Below are 16,561 nucleotides of genomic sequence, written 5' to 3' on the forward strand. Positions count from 1 at the left end.
CGAAAAACAACTGGGTTCAGGGTTTGGATTTGCTGGTAGAGCATGAGTCATTCATTTCAGTAGGGCTAATCTACTTTCAGCTCTTCTCTTGATTCATGCAAGAGGTCTATTGAACACAGTTCCGGCAATGGTGGAATTGCGGTTTCTCAAATTGTTTTTTGCAGTAGCGCTAAGAACCAAATGGTATTGGCTGTTACTGTTGATGATTCAAAATTAGGACGGTTAGAGTTGGGAGGCGTCCACCCGCAACAGCCGCCTATCTATGAATACTCAAATTCGGAATGCTGCTCAACGCCTCTCCAACCAGTTGAGTCCTTTGTTGAAGCAGGGCGATCGCTCTCCGCTATCCTCCCTGCAACTTAGCCCTCGCAGTCAATCTAGTTCTAGCCTCTCTACCGCTAATACCAATCAAGTATTTAATCGCCGTTGGATCGAGCAACTCAGATTGGACAGAAATAGTTTGGCAACGGACATAGTGACAGACAGAGCAGGTAACGTTTACGTCTCAGGAAATACTGTCGGTCTTACTGGTCTTGAAGAATCAGATATTTTTGTCGCTAAGTACAGCGCCAACGGCAAGCAGCTCTGGTTCAAGCAATTTGGCAGCGATCAGCTCGATGGTTCTAATGACATTGCTGTGGATCAGAAAGGCAATGTCTATGTCACAGGATATTGGGATGGTGCAGAACTCTTCTCTAGAGGCAGCCGAGATGCTTTTGTCGTGAAATACGACACGCAAGGAGAACAGCTATGGTTCAGACGCTTTGGGGCACAGGCTACTACACCCGAATTTCCAGTTTCTAGTCGTGATGAAGCCTATGGGGTAGCGACTGATCGCTAGGGAAATGTTTATCTTACTGGCCTTACGGATGGCAATCTTGCCGGAACTAACGCAGGCGGTAATGATGCCTGGGTAGCAAAATACAAAAGTAACGGTAGGCGAGTCTGGATTAAACAATTTGGCACTGCTGACAATGATGAATCTTTTGGCATAGCGTCTGATCTAAGAGGGAATGTCTATCTCACCGGAGGCACAGAAGGTAGCCTCGCTCGCCCTAACGTTGGACAGGCAGATGCTTGGATTATAAAATTCAACACAAATGGTCGGATGCGTTGGCGAAAGCAATTAGGCAGTACGGGCAACGAAAAAGCCTTTGGTGTTGCCATCGACCGGCGAGGCAATGCATACATCGCAGGCTATACAAGTAGCAACTTAGCCGCAGCGAATGCAGGACAGGAAGACGGCTGGATTGCAAGATATAGCGTTAACGGTAAGCTGTTGTGGCGCAGGCAGTTTGGCAGTGCCGGAATAGATTTTGCTGAAGGAATTGCCGTTGATCAAAGTGGCAATGCTTTCGTTTCAGGGTACACAGATGGAGATTTATTTAGCAACAATGCTGGCAGATCGGGAACTTACGATGCCTGGATTGTCAGATACACAGCAAGTGGACAGCAAACCTGGTCTGAGCAACTAGGAAGCAACCAGTTTGACGCATCTTTAGATGTGACAGTAGATCGACGGGGCAATGTTTATACAGCAGGGTACACAAATGGCGATTTGGTAGGAACAGGTTCGCAAGACTTAAGTGCTTGGTTCGCGAGGTATTCGCCCGCTTGAAGTTGATTTCCTAACGCCTCAAAGTATGTCGATCTACCTCAAAGCTTTTACGGGTGCTAGAGGCAGTGAAAAGCGAAAAGTGCTGCCTTTATTTAGTTCGCTTTCAACTTCGATGGTGCCACCCTGAAGCTCAACCAGGCGACGGGAGATAGCTAGACCGATACCCGTGCCTCCTGAGTGGCGATCGCGCGATCGGTCTGCCCGCCAAAATCGCTCAAACACATGCGGCAAATCCTCAGGAGCAATGCCCAAACCTGTGTCCACGATGGCAATCCAGAGCTTATTTGTGCCCTGGTAGACCTGAATTTGAATTGCACCTGATGGCGTATAGCGCAAAGCATTACTGAGCAAATTGACTAAAACCTGCTCGACGCGTCCTGGATCTGCTAGCACCAGAGGCGTATCGGGCGGGTAGTACAACTGAATTTTGGGGCTATTTTCTTCCAAAAGCTGGTCGGAAAACTTCTGCACCAGAGAAGTCAGCATCGGCTTTAAATCGACGGGCTGCACATCAATGGGCAAGTAACCTGCCTCCATCTTGGAGAGCTCTTGCAGATCGTTGACTAGCCGCCGCATTCGGCTGGTTTCCCGGGCCAGCAGGTGATAAACATCTTCGGTTGGGTCAATTGTGCCGTCCGCCAACCCTTCCAGGTAGCCTTCCAGGACGGTCAGCGGCGTTCGCAGTTCGTGGGTCAGGTCGCTAACCAATTCTCGTCGTCGCTGCTCCACGCCTTCTAGCTCAGCCGCCATCCGGTTAAAGCTGGAGGCTAGTTGGTTTAGCTCTGGAATTTCGTAAGCGGGAACCCGTTCTTCTAAATTTCCGGTAGAAAACTTCTTGGTAATTTCCTCCATTTGAATCAACGGTTGCACAATTCGCTTAGATACCAAATAGCTCAAGCCACCCGCCGCAGTCGCTCCCAACACGACGGACCAGACTGCGCCACGGCTCCAAGCTGACTCAAACCCTTGAATCAGTTGAGTTCGCACCTGCCGAACGCTATAGCCTTCTCCTTCGATGCGCTCCAGGTAGACCACAAAGAACCGGGGTGAGGAGAACTTGCCGATGGTAGTCAGCGTCAACAGTCCCACAATCATCACAATGACGTGGGACAGAAATAGGCGCGATCGCAGTCCAAGCTTTGCCATTGGTGGGGGCGGGGGTGGAGGGCATGGATGCAGGTGAAGAATGTAGGAACGGGGTTGGAGCAGTGACCAGCTACCAGCTTAGCCTGCTGGTGTGTCTTCAAATTTGTAGCCTACTCCGATGACCGTTTTGACGAACGTAGGATTAGCAGGATCAGGTTCAATTTTTTTGCGCAGGCGGGCAACATGAGTATCCACAACCCGCTCGTCCCCAAAAAAGTCGCTGCCCCACAGCTTTTCGATCAGCTGAGTCCGGTTCCAAACACGACCAGGGTAGCTCATGAACGTAGTTAGCAACTCAAACTCCAGCGCAGTCAGGTCGAGTGGTTCTAGTTCCTGATTGTCAAGTTGACGATGCGCGAGCCGCTGATCCATATCAATGGAAAAGTGCTGGGTGTGGTAAGTTTGGCTCTGTCCACCCTGGCGCAAGGTGCGCCGCAACAGCGCCCGCACACGGGCAACCAGTTCTCTAGGGCTAAAGGGCTTCACCATGTAGTCATCTGCCCCAGTAGAAAGACCAATGATGCGGTCAAGTTCTTCGCCCTTGGCAGTCAGCATCAGAATATAGGGGTCTTTGCTCCCTGGCTTTTGACGAATCCGGGCGCACACTTCTAAGCCATCCAGCCCAGGAATCATCAGGTCGAGGATGATCAGGTCGGGTTTTTGCTCCTGAAAAATCTCGATCGCCGTGATGCCATCTCGACAGGTGCGGCAGGAAAATCCTTCCTTCTCTAAATAAAGTTGGATGAGCTGAGCGATCTCAGCTTCGTCTTCAACAATGAGAATATCCATGCTAGATAGCGTAATTTTCTAGAAAAATTGCTCAACCGTAGGACAGATTAAACCAGATTGTGTAAATTGGTCTGGAGTGTGGCTATGAGTCCTGATTATCCACTGGTACAGACTACTGGCATAGACTATTGAACTCAAACAAAATCCAACACTTGGGTGTGGCATGAAAACAGCAATACGCCGGGATGAGATGGAAGTTTTGGGACATCGACTGCAAGCAGAAGTGCAAATGCAGTTTCCCCTAAGGATTCCGCTTCAGGTGAAATGCGCGATCAAGCAGCAAACGCTGATTATTTTGGCTCAACACGCTTATGAGGTTTCGCCCAATCCCTGGAGAACGTTTGAGGTTTTTGAGCAGACTGTCCGGCAAGCTTATCCTGATCTTATTCGATCGGCGATCGCCTCTCCTGGGACTCTAGCAGTCCGATTTTATCTCCGCATTGCGGGGGAACACGAACCCTATGCGGCAGATGGATTTGAGCTAGATCCATTCCCAGCGGATAGAGCGCTGGATGGTGTGCAGCAAGCAGGAATTGCTGGCAGTCCTCAACATCAGAATGCTGTCATACTGAGCTTACCTGCTGTTCCAGCAACTAGCGTGCAAGCAACTGACGCAAAAGCAGTTAGCAGCAAAGCAGTTAGCACTCAAGCAGACGATTTAGATTTGTCCGATGGGAGCACTGCGGCAGCAGAGGAAGAATTGGCGGTTGATGAGATTGCAGCAATTGATGCAATTGCTGCAACCCAAGAGAATGAGGTTCCAGGTGAAGCAACTGAAGCTGTCAATTTAGCTGCCAATTTAGAAGCTGACTCCCTGAAGGCTGACCCTGTAGAAGCTGACTCTCCAAAGGCAGAGCCTTTAGAAGCTAATCATCTAGAGACAAGCAGCCATTTAGAAACGAGCAGTTCAGATGCTACCGAGCTTGCGGTGCTGCATGAGGCTGAGTCAAACTCCGAATCTGATTCTGAGCTAAGTACTGATGTAGCTTTACCTACGGCTCATTCCAGGTCAACTTTCCTTTCTCGCTTGCCCGTATCAATGGTGGGATTGGGAGCTGCGGCAGGACTATTTGCCTTGGCTGGCAGCTTGTACATGCTGACTCGTCCTTGTGTCATTGGCGCGTGTGTGCCACTGCAAACGGCTCAACGGCTCAGTCAGGAAGCAGCTCAATTGGCGCAGGCTAACTCGTCAGCAATGGATGTGAGTGAGGCTTATCAAAAGCTGGCAGAAGGGAGCTATCTACTAGGCACAATTCCGCAATGGTCAGGGGAATATGCCGAAGCACAAGCTTTGCTACAAGTTTATGGAAGGCAATCTGAGGCATTGGGGCAGGTCGTCACAGCGCTGCAAACTGCGAATGAAGCGGCCCATGCGAGTCAAAATCCACCTCATCCGTTAAGCAGGTGGGAGGAAATTCGGGGAATGTGGGAAGGGGCGATCGCCCCCCTCGAGCAGGTTTCGCCAAACCATCCCATTTACCCATTAGCCCAGCAAAAGCTGACAGAATATCAGGCTAGCCTGAGCATGATTAATCAGCGGATTGTGATCGAACAGCAAGCACAAGACAAAATCAAGCTTGCTAGAGATACCGCTCGTCTGGCTGAAGCGCGGGAAGGTGTAGCTGACTCCCCTGAAAGCTGGCAGTTAGCTCATGTCACCTGGCAGGTCGTCGTCAACCTATTGCAGCAGATTCCCAGTGGCACGATGGCTCACGCCGAAGCTGAACAGCTTTTAGCAATCTATCAACCCAGACTGGACGAGGCAGGCGATCGCCGACTGCAAGAAGAAATCTCAGCCAAAGCCTACAACCAGGCGCTATCTATGGCAGAAGCAGCCCGTCAGCTAGAACAGCAAAACCAGTGGTCACAGGCAGTCAGCCAATGGCGCAGCGCCCTTGCCAACGCTGAACAGATCCCAACGGGAACGAGCTATCACGGTCAGGTACAGCCTTTGGTCAACTCATACACAACTTCCCTATCGCAGGCGCAGGAAACGCTCAGGTCTGCTGTCGCCCGGGGAAATGCTCAAGCTCAACTAGAGCAAACCTGCGCTGGAGCAGTCCGAGTTTGCACCTTTACGCTGACGGGCAAAGAAATTCAGGTAAACATTACACCCGACTACGATCAGGCCATCGAACAGGCGATCGCCAACGGACAAGCGGCAGGCAACCCCAACGTTCAGGCAGAAGCAGCAGCCCATAGCAATGCACTACTGCGAGCGTTGGCAGATATTAGCGAGAGTACACAAGTGCCACTCGAACTTTACAATGCTGACGGTTCCCTATTTGGCACTTATGTCCCTGAGCTGTCGGGCTACGTGCCACGTCAGGCATCCTAGAAAACTAAGAGAACCAAGCCTATCGCAGCCTGAGAGGCATCAAATCAATCTCATGAATTTTAGGATGCAGCTCATCACCGTCTAGCTCAACCGTGTAAGCAACCCCCCAAAGGGAAGTCATCTTCGGTTCGCTGACAATGGTTCCTGTTCTGCCGTTGAGATGATAAGGCGGCATAAGTCGGTTGACTTGAATTCTGACGCGATCGCCCGGTTTGAATTTTGCTGTTTGCATGATGCACCTCCACCTCGAAAGGATGAAGGATGAAGAGTAGGAAATAGATGGCAGGTGGCAAGTAGGGGGAAACCGGTTTACCCCCCCCATCTACCACCGTCTGTTTGACAAGCAATGAGATTGGCAAACAATAAGAATCTGGATTCTGCGGAACTGTATAGAAGACTACTAGTTAGATCCTAGCTAGCTTCCTGGTGAAGTGAGGATATTGTGTGACAATTATTACAGTGGCAGAGATACTACTACGTCTTTACCCGGCTTTGCCCCAGAGCAAATCAGCAGTTGATAGGGCAGCAAAAACCAAAAATAACAGCCCTCCTAAACTCGTAATCGTTCGTTCTGAGATGCGATTGGCAATAAATTTGCCGCCCAGGACGGCGATCGCCGCGCAAATGGCGTGCCCCAATATCGCCCCAAGTGCTACCCCAACGGGAGGTTTAGCCGCCGCTAATGCAATCGTCGCAATCTGAGTGCGATCGCCCCATTCTGCTAAAAAAGTTAGCGTAAATGCCTCTAGCACAATAGCCAGGTCAGTATAGTGTTTGGGCAATTTAGACTCCGCCTGGTTTACCACTTCCACCGCTTCCTGCTGTTCAGCCAAGCTACACGCTGTGGTCATCTGGCTCGCGTCGTACAGTAGCTTTAAGCCAAACCCGATGAATAAAAGAATTTCAGCATACCTGACATAAATCGCAGGCAAAAAGGAAACTGCTTGTCCAACCAGCACTGATAAAACCGTCATGACGGCTAGAGCGGTGATAGCTCCCACAAAGACAAATCGCCGCGAATGGCGCATTGCCAAAATTACAGCGATAAAGAAAGTCTTATCGCCCAACTCCTGAACTGTAATCAGTAAAAGACCGGCTGTAAAAGCAGCTAACATGCTCCTGTATTCCCTCAGATAGGTGTAGCAGTCTGAAGGAACCTGATGGGCATAATGCTTCACCAAGTTCACCTCAGATGTGAACTCAGTGAAGGTCTCGCTTGCGAAAAGCTGTAAATCGCTAAATCGTCATCTGAACCAGGCTCATCGCCAGCATGTTGACTCAGATGGGCTGGCAACTCGTACCAGCAGCTACTCCCCTTCAAGTAGCATCATTATACACGGCTTGATTGAATGTTCAAGTGTAAGCCTGGAGCCAACTCCATGATAGGTTGATAAAGATTAACTAAAGTTTCAGTAGCGAAGTTAGGGGATAGGAGTAAGGCATGGGCGCGAGCCATCGTGGGGTAACAGTTTGGTTTACTGGGTTAAGCGGTGCAGGCAAGACAACGATTCGGATGGCAGTCGAGAAAGAACTGCGATCGCAAGGTTGTAAAGTCGAGGTGCTAGACGGCGACATCGTCCGGCAAAATCTGACCAAAGGCTTAGGCTTTAGCAAAGCTGATCGGGACGAAAACATCCGTCGCATCGGCTTTGTCTCTCACTTGCTGACTCGAAATGGTGTTATTGTCCTCGTTTCCGCCATCTCGCCCTACCGCGATATCAGAGACGAAGTGAGACATAAAATTGGCAATTTCATTGAGGTCTACGTCAATGCGCCACTAGAGGTTTGCGAGCAGAGGGATGTAAAAGGACTCTACGAAAAGGCCCGTGCTGGTCAGATCAAACATTTCACCGGAATCGACGATCCCTACGAACCGCCGCTCAATGCCGAGGTGGAGTGCCAAACTCATCTACATACCCTGGAAGAATGCGTCGCCCAGGTTCTGGCTAAGCTACAAGAAGCTGACTACATTACAGAGCTTCAGACATCTAATGTTTGAGCTGCAAAGGGTTTGCTTGCTCGCCAGAGGATACAGCATCTAGAGAGTTCGAGTGATTTCGAGAGCCAGTGCCTTGCAATCCAGCCTCTAGATCTGTGGCTTGTAGACACCATAAGAGCTGCGATAAAGCGCAGGAGAGCTAAGCTCTCCTGCGCTTTATCATGACCGGATAGTATTTCCAGAGAATGTCTTTACAAAAACTATTTGCATTAAAACAAAAACTATGCAAACATAATAAGTAACAGATAGTTCTAGCCCAAACAATAACAACTAGAAGCTTCTCTGAGCCGTTCAAATCTCGAAAATCTACTTGCTGCTGTACTTACCTTTGCGACAGCTAAGCAGATTTAGAGACAGCCAGTCTTATCGATTATTTAGGAGACAACACCATGAAACGCTACATCCTCACCAGCCTTTCTGTTTTGGCTCTCTCTGCCTATGCTACTCCTGGTTTTGCTTTAAGCGATCGCTTTGATGAAGCCCGCCGCGAAAACCTAGACAAAGGCATTTCTGCTGAAGTCAGCCTCACCGATCGCTTCGACGAAGCCCGCCGTGAAAATCTGGACAAAGGCATTTCCAACGAAGTCAGCCTTACCGATCGCTTTGACGAAGCCCGCCGTGAAAATCTGGACAAAGGCATTTCTAACGAAGTCAGCCTTACCGATCGCTTCGATGAAGCTCGCCGCGAAAATCTAGACAAAGGCGTTTCTACCGAAGTTAGCCTTACCGATCGCTTCGATGAAGCCCGCCGCGAAAACTTGGACAGATAGTTAACTCATCAACTCCCAATGCTGATAACTCTACAGCTTCGTTAGCGCACTAGAGTTGCTGTCTAATACATTGCCCAGTCTTCGACTGGGCATTTTTATTGATATCAACTAGCACAAATTAACAGCGCCTATCATCTCAAAACTGATGGCTGTCCTAACTAAAACTGACGTGTGCGTAGCAGCTCAGCATAGGCTGTTGCTGTCTCCTTCATATCCTGATACTCTTCCCGAATTCTCTTGTATTGGTGATCAATGGTCACACTGTCACTCAAAAGCAGAGTTGGGTCATAGCCAGCAACTTGCCTACCAATCAGAACTTCTCGAATAAAACGAACATAAACCTGCTGTAGTTCTTCTGCCTTATCTAGCAAATTTTCTACCTGAAGCAGAGCTCTTTCATAAATTTCCTGCTGACTAGCATAAAAATCTGACGTAGCTACTAGCTCAAGCAGTTCGTTAATCTTGTGCCATTGTCTTCTTAAATTCAGAATTTCTGGCTCAACAAATTGAATATGCTCCTTCATCAAGAAAGCAAGTTCTTGAGCTATTTTGAGATTTATTCTGCCCTGCCCTGCCCCCCGTGAAGTAGGAATACGAATGAATCGTAGATCATGCCAGGAGTAAATGTACTGCACATCACCATCGGGTGTCAGTTTCGGAAAAACAACTCGAATTCTGCGATTTGCATTGGACTCAAAAAAGACACCTAAATCACCTAACGGTAAGTTGGGGTAGCGAGTACTTGCTCCATCTACTTCTAAAATAGGACTACTCCTAATTCGCTTTAGCTTCTGATTAGGGTAGAAGACGAAGTAGTATAGACCACCTAAAAGAATTAGGGTAAATATTATACCTGTGATCATTTGAAGCAAGTTTTGCGTTCTAAAAAGCTTTTGCTGGAGATGCTAAACAACTTCAATTATCTCACTCCACTTTCCGCCCTCAGTTCCTCTCCAACCCAATTTTAAAGGCGCAAATGGTTTAGGGCTGCTACATAACTAAGCTCCAGCAGGAACAGCAATGTTAGAGAAAAATTCGGGTACACCCTGGATGCCAGAGTTGAAATGAAACACAGCTCCAGCACCTGATCCCTCCTCGGCGCGGTTGTCACCTCCTGCAGTTGTGACATAAATGGTGGTGTAGTCAGTGCCACCAAACGTGACGCTCGTGATCTTTTTGGCGGGAAACGGAATTCGGAGAACTTCGGTGCCATCAGGTGCATAGCGAAATAAATGTCCACCATCCCAGCGCGCTGACCACAAATAGCCTGCCGCATCTATAGTCATTCCGTCGGGAACCCCTTCTGATTCTGGTGTTTCAATGTGAACTCGCTGGTTGCTGATTGCACCAGTCGCCTGGTCGTAGTCAAACAGATAGATTTTTCGGGTGGGTGAGTCGGTGTAATAAAGCTGTTTTCGGTCTAGGGTAAAGCCCATTCCGTTAGAAACGCCGATACCCTCTAACAGTTTTGTTAAAGAACCATCTGGATCGAGCCGATAAAGCCGTCCTAAGCGATCGGGCGTTGGCATTGTTCCACAAAAGACGCGCCCGGCCGGGTCAGCAATCACGTCGTTGAAGCGGGTTTCTCGTTCTTCCTCTAGCTGCTCGATTATCGTTGTGATTTTACCGTTGTGCCAGCGGGCGATCGCCCCCCGTGCCTTAAACAACAACAGCGAACCATCCACTTGGATGGTGAGACCACCAACAGGCTCACCCTCATAAATCTGTTCACTGGTGTTAGTTATGGGATCATAGCGATACAGGTGACCCGCAGGAATATCTGTCCAATAAAGGCACTGCTCGAGCGGGTGCCAAAGCGGACCTTCAGCGTTTTCACATTGGCAGTCAACAAGAATGGAAGGAGTTTTCATAACAAGTGTTTAATGGGAACAACCGATGGGAGATTTGCGTCATAATTTCATCACGATGTGTCGTTTACTGTTGTGGCACACCTCTTTCACTCAGCAAGGCCATTCCATAGCAGGATGGCAATAGGAGCCCAAATTAGAGAACCTAGAGTTATTAAGCCTGAAAGCAAAGGCAATTTACTCCTTTCGCTTTTCAAAGCGCCCCAAGGGACGTAAGATCACTGAGTTCCCTAGAAGGGAAATTTCTGTTTGTCGTTTAGTCAAGTAGAAACACTGTGGAGAACCACAGTTAATGGCTTTAATCTCAAGATAGTTAAGAGACTAAACGGGTTGGCAAGAGCTGGTTTGAGATAAGTAATTCATCTAACTCACTTCTGCCAGGTTTTTCTACCGCTTTGAACGTTCCCCCCAATTTCTCGCTCTACGCTACAAACATATCCACTGATTAGCCTCCATCTCTAGGAGAGTCACATGAAAGATTTCGTCCTCGATGCCCCAAACGAAAACCGCTACACTTACTTTGTTGCTCACTACGGTAAGGACTTTCATAAGCAAACGGCTGTCCTAAATGTCAAGCATGACTTTAGTGATTCCATTCAAACCCTACATGTGCTGATTAGACATCGGATTAATGAAGTGTTAGGGGCAGACACTCCGTCTTGTTACCACATCTTGGCTCTTGCAGCCCCAGAAGCGATCCCCGTTTAGCACTGGGCAGCGCGTGTGCATCAGAAAGCATTTAAGGGAAGTGGGAGGCAGCGTTGGGCATTACCTCCCATTTCCCTTTTGTAATTTATTTGATGGATTTTTTTAGGGCGTTTCAGGGGTGGAGAAGGTAATTTCTTCAACCTCTCCGGGATCGCCCATAGGTTGAGGTTGTGCTCCATTTCGAGACACCAAGACGGCACCCGCATCCCCTGTCCGAATCGTGATTTGCTCAGTTGCTCGCCAAAAGTGGCGATCGCCCGCTTGCATCACACCTTCATGCTCGATCACGCCGTCTACTGTCACTCTGACCCAAGCCTCATCCAGCAAAGAGAGACTAATAGACAAGGCTGAGTCAGCAGCACTGAGGGTAGATGAATCAGTCGTGCATTGCCAAACATCGGTTCGGCAGGTGATTTGCTCTCCCTCTAGCACGTCGCCCTGCTGTATCAGACGAGCCTCACCTAATAGAATCAGCAGCCCTTGACTTTCGAGATATTGAACCTGTTCTGCAAATCCTTCCAGTTGCCGTTCGGGATAGCTTAGGCGCACATTGCCAGTGGCAGTTAAAGTACCAGTGTCAGGGTCAATCTGCTGCACATCAGACTGCAAGGTGATCCCCAGTTCATCAGAGATGGGTTGGGCTAAAGTTTGGGCAATAGCAGGATGAGCGATCGCACCCAATGTGACGAAACCAACTAGGCATTGCAAAAACACGGGATGGGAAGTGAAGCACATAGAGGGCAACATTGGTATAACGACCCAGAAAAGTTGAATTGCACTCCGTGACTCAACGAAAGCATGGATGTTCCCAATGAGTATTAGGCTCCATTTCGAAAGGTGCGCTTTTGCGATAAGGGAAAGAAATTAGCTTTTGAAATGGCATTAAGCACGCCCTAAACCGAGCATGTCCGAGCCAATTTTTATGCAGGAACCTGCCGCACCTGTGCCTCAACCTTGAGCGTTAGTCTGCCTTTTTGCACATTCATCTCAGCCAAGCGGAGGGCAGTTCCCTCCAAGTCGAAATACGGCAAGCTTGCCCACTCCTGCATTTTTTGCATCATGGCGATCGTTACATCTAAAGCAATCCCTTCTCCAGCAGTACAGCGAAACTCATCTAACCGAATAGGCTGCTCATCTGTACGAGGGCTAGCAATCGAGCAAAAGCCAATCTGATGACTAGTATTTTTATCGTTGATTTGCATATTCCCGTCTATTCCTAGCTTCCCCCCTTCTAAAAGATGAATTTGCATCGGTAACTTGATCTCCAAGATCACGAGCCGGTCGGGCAGCTTTAGCTCTATTCGGGGAAATTGGCGTTGCACAAAATCTGAGTTGATAGCCTGATTAATATCTGCCTCATTTAACTCTAGCTGAACCGTCGTGTTGACCGGTTGATTCAGCTTGACTTGCCCCAACAGCGCATCGAGTAAATCGACTGCAACATTGTCTGTTTGCAATTCCAACTTTTGCACACGGATCCCTTCTTGCAACACCAAACCCCGTCCTTCAATTGAGACGGAATCTACTTTGCCTTGAAGGATTTGGAGAATGCTAGTTTGAATGTTTACATCTAAAGTTTCTGCTGCATTAAGCTGACTTGACAGACCTCTCTCTACTAGTTGTGAAACTGCCTGTTCTTCAAGGCTTGGATCGTTTGACATATTTGATTAACTCCTGGTGCTTCTATGAGCCACTTAAGTAACTAGACAAAATTAAACTCAGGTTTTCGTTAATTTCTATCCCTTTAGAAGTCACCATAGATGCTGATCTCTAGAAACGCCTCTATATCTTGATAGAAGCTGCTTAGAAGTAAAGTTGGGTATGTCCATTTTCTCCTACTGAGTAGGCATCTAGTAGAGACAGGACTTATCTAAACAGAAGGTGAAGCCGAGCATCTTTACGCCCACACGAGACTTAGGCGCATTTTAGGTGCTCCAATCGGAGCAAACATCCTCAAAGCTCGCTCTAGTTGCCCTTCCAGCGGGAGTTTTTGAGCGGTTTGGGTTTCTCTTCAAAGTGGGTTAGAGAAGACCAAAGGATTTTGAAGCACGTATCCCTCTGCTCTAAATAAGCAAGGTTTGTAGAAAAGGAAAACCCATGTGGGTGGAGTGCCGAATGATACGTCAAAGCTATGTGATATTTCTCAGCCCACGTCAATTATTACGTTCAAACTTAAGTTGTTTCCTTCATGCCAGGAAAAATAAGTTGTAGTGAGTCAATTAGCATTCCCTGATTAGCTGATTAAGTCGCTTTAAGAGAATTAAAATGATACGAGAAACACTTAACCAGGAGCAGTTGCTTCACCCAATTACTAGTCAAATTCGTCAATTGTTAAAATTGCCAGAAATCCTGACAACAACTGCTTAAGAAATTCGGTTTTTCTTGACACCGAGCGGGGCAAGGTTTATAGATTTGAGTCAGATGGCAGCAGGAAAGTGATTACCGAATCAATCCAAGAGAACCGCCTTCTTTATTGAATCAACGGTTTCCAGCTAAAGACATTCCTTCTCATGCTCGTGAGATGCTTATTGAAGTACGTCAGCGGGTCATTGTTGATGCGATCGCCTCTCCAGGAACACTCGAATGCAGCTGTTACAACATCGGTAAAAAATTTTAGAAATAGCGAAAATAGTTAGGGTGCGTTATTTGCGGAGGGTTGAAATTGGCTAAAACTAAGTATTGGAAAGACTTAACAGCAGCAGGCAAACCTCTGAAAGAGCCACACTTCCGGCCTTTAAATCAGGCACAGGTCGCCTCAACTTCTCCTCTAAAGCGCCTGATTCACTATGGGCGTGCTTACCGACGGCAAATCTGGCAGGCTTCGATTTGCTCTGTACTCAACAAGTTGTTTGACCTGGCTCCTCCTGCTCTGATCGGGATAGCGGTGGATGTTGTGGTTGAACAACAGGACTCTATGCTTGCTCGATTGGGGCTGGAGTCCGTATTTAGTCAGCTTTTGGCACTGACGCTGTTGAGCATGGTGATCTGGGGGCTAGAGTCGATCTTTGAGTATGCTTACGCTCGACTCTGGCGTAATCTAGCCCAGACGATTCAGCACGACCTGCGGCTTGATGCTTATAGCCATGTGCAAAATCTGGAGCTTTCCTATTTTGAGTCGCGCAGTACGGGCGGCTTGATGTCGATTCTGAATGATGACGTTAACCAGCTAGAGCGATTTCTAGACTTTGGGGCAAACGAAATTCTTCAGGTCACGACAACGGTAGTGATTATTGGAGCCGCCTTCTTTATCCTCGCGCCCAGTGTGGCGTGGATGTCGATGCTGCCAATGCCGTTCATTTTGTGGGGGTCGGTTGCGTTTCAGCGTCTCCTCGCACCCCGCTATGCCAATGTGCGGGAGAAGGTGAGTCTGCTTAACGGTCGGCTTTCTAACAACCTCAGCGGCATCACGACGATCAAGAGTTTTACGACTGAGGAGTACGAAATTCAACGACTGTCCCTTGAAAGTGAAGCGTATCGGCAGAGCAACCGACGGGCGATCGCCCTTAGCGCGGCCTTTGTACCGCTAATTCGGATCATCATTCTGGTCGGATTCACAGCAACATTGCTCTACGGTGGTTTAGAAGCCTCCAGAGGCGTAATTTCCGTGGGTACCTATAGTGTTTTAGTCTTCCTCACCCAACGCTTGCTGTGGCCGTTGACCCGTCTGGGCGAAACTTTGGATCAATACCAGCGAGCAATGGCTTCCACCGCGCGGGTAATGAATTTGCTCGACACAAAAATTGCCGCGCCACCTGGACACATTGCTCTACCGACTGATTCTGTTAAAGGTGAGTTGATTTTGCAGGATGTGAGCTTTGCTTACAGCGATCAGGTTCCCGTCATCAAACATCTATCGCTGCACATTCCGGCAGGCAAAACGATCGCCATTGTGGGCTCGACGGGGTCGGGCAAAAGCACCCTAGTAAAACTCTTGCTCAGGCTTTACGAAATTCAGTCTGGCTCAATTACCCTGGATGGCATTGAGTTATGCGAGCTGCAACTGCGCGATTTGCGACAGGCGATTGGGCTAGTCAGCCAGGATGTGTTTTTGTTTCACGGCACCGTCTGGGAGAACATCACCTACGGCACACCTAATGCTAGCCACACCGATGTAATTGCAGCGGCGGAAATTGCTGAAGCGCACGACTTCATTCAACGACTGCCACAGGGATATGACACGGTCGTGGGCGAACGGGGACAAAAACTATCAGGTGGGCAGCGGCAACGATTAGCGATCGCCCGTGCCGTTCTCAAAAATCCGCCAATCTTGATCCTGGACGAAGCTACCTCTGCGGTCGATAACGAGACGGAAGCCGCAATTCAGCGATCGCTAGAGCGCATCACTCAAAACCGCACAACGATTGCGATCGCCCATCGCCTCTCCACCATTCGCAATGCCGACTGCATTTATGTGATGGAATACGGGCGCTTAATTGAGCAAGGGCGGCACGAGGAACTGCTAGAGCGGCAGGGCATCTACGCAAGCCTTTGGCGGGTACAAATGGGCTTGAAGTAATCCCTGTCTCAATTCAGAGATTCAGTGCGACTTCTTAGAGAAGTCGCAGATCTGAGCGGACATATCTGCTGAGGTCTAGGTCGTTTCGCTATAGTTGGCTTGTTGCCGGATTGGAAGGCTGAAATGGGGCTAACAAACTATCAAATTAAGCTCCTGGCAGCCATTTTCATGGTGATTGACCATGTGGGGTACGTTTTCTTTCCAGAAGAGCCACTCTTTCGGATGGTGGGTCGCCTCAGCTTTCCGCTGTTTGTCTGGCTGCTGGTGCAGGGTGAGCAGTACACCCGCAATATCTGGCGCTACGGAGTCAGACTGCTCATTGCGGGAATCATTTCTCAACCGCTGTACTGGCTGGTATTTAACCAGCAGGACAACAGCCCGGATATCAATATTTTGCTGACCCTGTTGGTTGGTTTAGCTTGCCTTAGAGGTGCAAAGCTTGCGCCTGATTTAGCTTTCCCGATTTGGATGACGGGTGGGGCGATCGCCGAGTTTGCTCACTTCAACTACGGCATATACGGCATTGCGATTACCTGGATCATTGCCCAATTTCAGTCTCCGTTCAGACCCAAACCTCAGTCTCCTACCATTCCTTATCTCGCTTGGTGGGGTCTGTGGCTGCTGCCGCATTTGATTTTGCTAATCGCGGACTTTAACTTTGGCGTTTTTCAGTTTCCGGCGATTGCCACTCCAATGATTTTTCAACTCGCGAACTACGAGCAGGGAGCTAAGGCAAAGTGGTTCTACAGTTTTTATCCGCTACATTTGTTGATTCTCTGGCTACTTCGGGATTGGCTAATGTAATACCA

Annotated in this window: 17 protein-coding genes and 1 pseudogene; 10 read left to right on the forward strand and 8 right to left on the reverse strand. The window is 48.7% G+C overall.

The window, feature by feature from the left end; all coding sequences use genetic code 11:
* The first annotated feature begins 262 nt into the window (after positions 1 to 262).
* From H6F93_RS19685 to H6F93_RS19695, 3 genes and pseudogenes are all read left to right on the forward strand, one after another.
* Positions 263 to 841, forward strand: coding sequence for an SBBP repeat-containing protein (locus H6F93_RS19685; RefSeq protein ID WP_190684242.1), 579 nt, complete (start codon positions 263 to 265; stop codon positions 839 to 841).
* A 108-nt stretch (positions 842 to 949) separates the two neighbouring features.
* Positions 950 to 1,030, forward strand: a pseudogene (locus H6F93_RS35865) (SBBP repeat-containing protein); the annotation flags it as partial.
* Between the two features lie 78 nt (positions 1,031 to 1,108).
* Positions 1,109 to 1,618: an SBBP repeat-containing protein gene (locus tag H6F93_RS19695; RefSeq protein WP_190684245.1), complete on the forward strand. Its 510-nt coding sequence runs from the start codon at positions 1,109 to 1,111 to the stop codon at positions 1,616 to 1,618.
* A gap of 33 nt (positions 1,619 to 1,651) precedes the next feature.
* Here H6F93_RS19695 and H6F93_RS19700 read toward each other — a convergent pair whose 3' ends face one another.
* Both H6F93_RS19700 and H6F93_RS19705 read right to left on the reverse strand, forming a co-directional pair.
* Positions 1,652 to 2,764, reverse strand: a complete 1,113-nt coding sequence (locus tag H6F93_RS19700) for a sensor histidine kinase (RefSeq protein WP_190641204.1) — start codon at positions 2,762 to 2,764, stop codon at positions 1,652 to 1,654.
* A gap of 78 nt (positions 2,765 to 2,842) precedes the next feature.
* Positions 2,843 to 3,553, reverse strand: coding sequence for a response regulator (locus H6F93_RS19705; RefSeq protein WP_190641203.1), 711 nt, complete (start codon positions 3,551 to 3,553; stop codon positions 2,843 to 2,845).
* A 163-nt stretch (positions 3,554 to 3,716) separates the two neighbouring features.
* Here H6F93_RS19705 and H6F93_RS19710 point away from each other — a divergent pair, with 163 nt between their 5' ends.
* Positions 3,717 to 5,891, forward strand: a complete 2,175-nt coding sequence (locus H6F93_RS19710) for a hypothetical protein (protein ID WP_190684248.1) — start codon at positions 3,717 to 3,719, stop codon at positions 5,889 to 5,891.
* 19 nt (positions 5,892 to 5,910) lie between these two features.
* Here H6F93_RS19710 and H6F93_RS19715 read toward each other — a convergent pair whose 3' ends face one another.
* Together H6F93_RS19715 and H6F93_RS19720 are read right to left on the reverse strand one after the other, a co-directional pair.
* Complete coding sequence (locus tag H6F93_RS19715) at positions 5,911 to 6,123, reverse strand: DUF8139 family protein (RefSeq protein WP_190641201.1); 213 nt, start codon at positions 6,121 to 6,123, stop codon at positions 5,911 to 5,913.
* Between the two features lie 250 nt (positions 6,124 to 6,373).
* Entirely contained in the window at positions 6,374 to 7,069 is a 696-nt protein-coding gene (locus H6F93_RS19720; RefSeq protein ID WP_524537975.1) for a TMEM165/GDT1 family protein, read from the reverse strand.
* A 263-nt stretch (positions 7,070 to 7,332) separates the two neighbouring features.
* Here H6F93_RS19720 and cysC point away from each other — a divergent pair, with 263 nt between their 5' ends.
* Positions 7,333 to 7,890, forward strand: coding sequence for an adenylyl-sulfate kinase (cysC, locus tag H6F93_RS19725; protein WP_190684251.1), 558 nt, complete (start codon positions 7,333 to 7,335; stop codon positions 7,888 to 7,890).
* A gap of 389 nt (positions 7,891 to 8,279) precedes the next feature.
* Positions 8,280 to 8,660, forward strand: a complete 381-nt coding sequence (locus tag H6F93_RS19730) for a hypothetical protein (protein WP_190684254.1) — start codon at positions 8,280 to 8,282, stop codon at positions 8,658 to 8,660.
* A gap of 158 nt (positions 8,661 to 8,818) precedes the next feature.
* Here the strand turns inward: H6F93_RS19730 and H6F93_RS19735 are convergent, their stop codons facing one another.
* Positions 8,819 to 9,523, reverse strand: coding sequence for a hypothetical protein (locus H6F93_RS19735; RefSeq protein ID WP_190684258.1), 705 nt, complete (start codon positions 9,521 to 9,523; stop codon positions 8,819 to 8,821).
* A gap of 135 nt (positions 9,524 to 9,658) precedes the next feature.
* Complete coding sequence (locus H6F93_RS19740) at positions 9,659 to 10,531, reverse strand: SMP-30/gluconolactonase/LRE family protein (RefSeq protein ID WP_190684262.1); 873 nt, start codon at positions 10,529 to 10,531, stop codon at positions 9,659 to 9,661.
* A 468-nt stretch (positions 10,532 to 10,999) separates the two neighbouring features.
* Between H6F93_RS19740 and H6F93_RS19745 the strand changes: the two genes are divergently transcribed.
* The gene (locus H6F93_RS19745) at positions 11,000 to 11,236 is read left to right on the forward strand and encodes a hypothetical protein (RefSeq protein WP_190641196.1); all 237 of its coding nucleotides are present in this window, start codon (positions 11,000 to 11,002) and stop codon (positions 11,234 to 11,236) included.
* 102 nt (positions 11,237 to 11,338) lie between these two features.
* Here H6F93_RS19745 and H6F93_RS19750 read toward each other — a convergent pair whose 3' ends face one another.
* Positions 11,339 to 11,971, reverse strand: a complete 633-nt coding sequence (locus tag H6F93_RS19750; RefSeq protein ID WP_206755751.1) for a DUF4115 domain-containing protein — start codon at positions 11,969 to 11,971, stop codon at positions 11,339 to 11,341.
* A 185-nt stretch (positions 11,972 to 12,156) separates the two neighbouring features.
* Positions 12,157 to 12,897, reverse strand: coding sequence for an LmeA family phospholipid-binding protein (locus tag H6F93_RS19755; protein ID WP_190641194.1), 741 nt, complete (start codon positions 12,895 to 12,897; stop codon positions 12,157 to 12,159).
* An 812-nt stretch (positions 12,898 to 13,709) separates the two neighbouring features.
* Here H6F93_RS19755 and H6F93_RS19760 point away from each other — a divergent pair.
* The 3 genes from H6F93_RS19760 to H6F93_RS19770 all read left to right on the forward strand — a co-directional run bounded on the left by H6F93_RS19760 (position 13,710) and on the right by H6F93_RS19770 (position 16,556).
* Positions 13,710 to 13,853 carry a hypothetical protein gene (locus H6F93_RS19760; protein WP_190684268.1) on the forward strand — a complete coding sequence of 48 codons (144 nt, stop codon included), beginning with the start codon at positions 13,710 to 13,712 and terminating at the stop codon, positions 13,851 to 13,853.
* Positions 13,854 to 13,898: 45 nt separating this feature from the next.
* Positions 13,899 to 15,752 carry an ABC transporter ATP-binding protein gene (locus H6F93_RS19765; protein WP_524537976.1) on the forward strand — a complete coding sequence of 618 codons (1,854 nt, stop codon included), beginning with the start codon at positions 13,899 to 13,901 and terminating at the stop codon, positions 15,750 to 15,752.
* Between the two features lie 123 nt (positions 15,753 to 15,875).
* Positions 15,876 to 16,556, forward strand: coding sequence for a TraX family protein (locus H6F93_RS19770; protein WP_190684271.1), 681 nt, complete (start codon positions 15,876 to 15,878; stop codon positions 16,554 to 16,556).
* Positions 16,557 to 16,561 lie beyond the last annotated feature (5 nt).

This window comes from Leptolyngbya sp. FACHB-671 (assembly GCF_014695745.1).
Lineage (GTDB): Bacteria > Cyanobacteriota > Cyanobacteriia > Elainellales > Elainellaceae > JAAUTN01.

Bases quoted from the DNA above. Each gene is read 5' to 3' on its own strand.
- H6F93_RS19685 (WP_190684242.1), top strand. From the start codon at position 263: ATGAATACTCAAATTCGGAATGCTGCTCAACGCCTCTCCAACCAGTTG.
- H6F93_RS19695 (WP_190684245.1), top strand. From the start codon at position 1,109: ATGCGTTGGCGAAAGCAATTAGGCAGTACGGGCAACGAAAAAGCCTTT.
- H6F93_RS19700 (WP_190641204.1), bottom strand. From the start codon at position 2,764: ATGGCAAAGCTTGGACTGCGATCGCGCCTATTTCTGTCCCACGTCATT.
- H6F93_RS19705 (WP_190641203.1), bottom strand. From the start codon at position 3,553: ATGGATATTCTCATTGTTGAAGACGAAGCTGAGATCGCTCAGCTCATC.
- H6F93_RS19710 (WP_190684248.1), top strand. From the start codon at position 3,717: ATGAAAACAGCAATACGCCGGGATGAGATGGAAGTTTTGGGACATCGA.
- H6F93_RS19715 (WP_190641201.1), bottom strand. From the start codon at position 6,123: ATGCAAACAGCAAAATTCAAACCGGGCGATCGCGTCAGAATTCAAGTC.
- cysC (WP_190684251.1), top strand. From the start codon at position 7,333: ATGGGCGCGAGCCATCGTGGGGTAACAGTTTGGTTTACTGGGTTAAGC.
- H6F93_RS19730 (WP_190684254.1), top strand. From the start codon at position 8,280: ATGAAACGCTACATCCTCACCAGCCTTTCTGTTTTGGCTCTCTCTGCC.
- H6F93_RS19735 (WP_190684258.1), bottom strand. From the start codon at position 9,523: ATGATCACAGGTATAATATTTACCCTAATTCTTTTAGGTGGTCTATAC.
- H6F93_RS19740 (WP_190684262.1), bottom strand. From the start codon at position 10,531: ATGAAAACTCCTTCCATTCTTGTTGACTGCCAATGTGAAAACGCTGAA.
- H6F93_RS19745 (WP_190641196.1), top strand. From the start codon at position 11,000: ATGAAAGATTTCGTCCTCGATGCCCCAAACGAAAACCGCTACACTTAC.
- H6F93_RS19750 (WP_206755751.1), bottom strand. From the start codon at position 11,971: ATGTGCTTCACTTCCCATCCCGTGTTTTTGCAATGCCTAGTTGGTTTC.
- H6F93_RS19755 (WP_190641194.1), bottom strand. From the start codon at position 12,897: ATGTCAAACGATCCAAGCCTTGAAGAACAGGCAGTTTCACAACTAGTA.
- H6F93_RS19770 (WP_190684271.1), top strand. From the start codon at position 15,876: ATGGGGCTAACAAACTATCAAATTAAGCTCCTGGCAGCCATTTTCATG.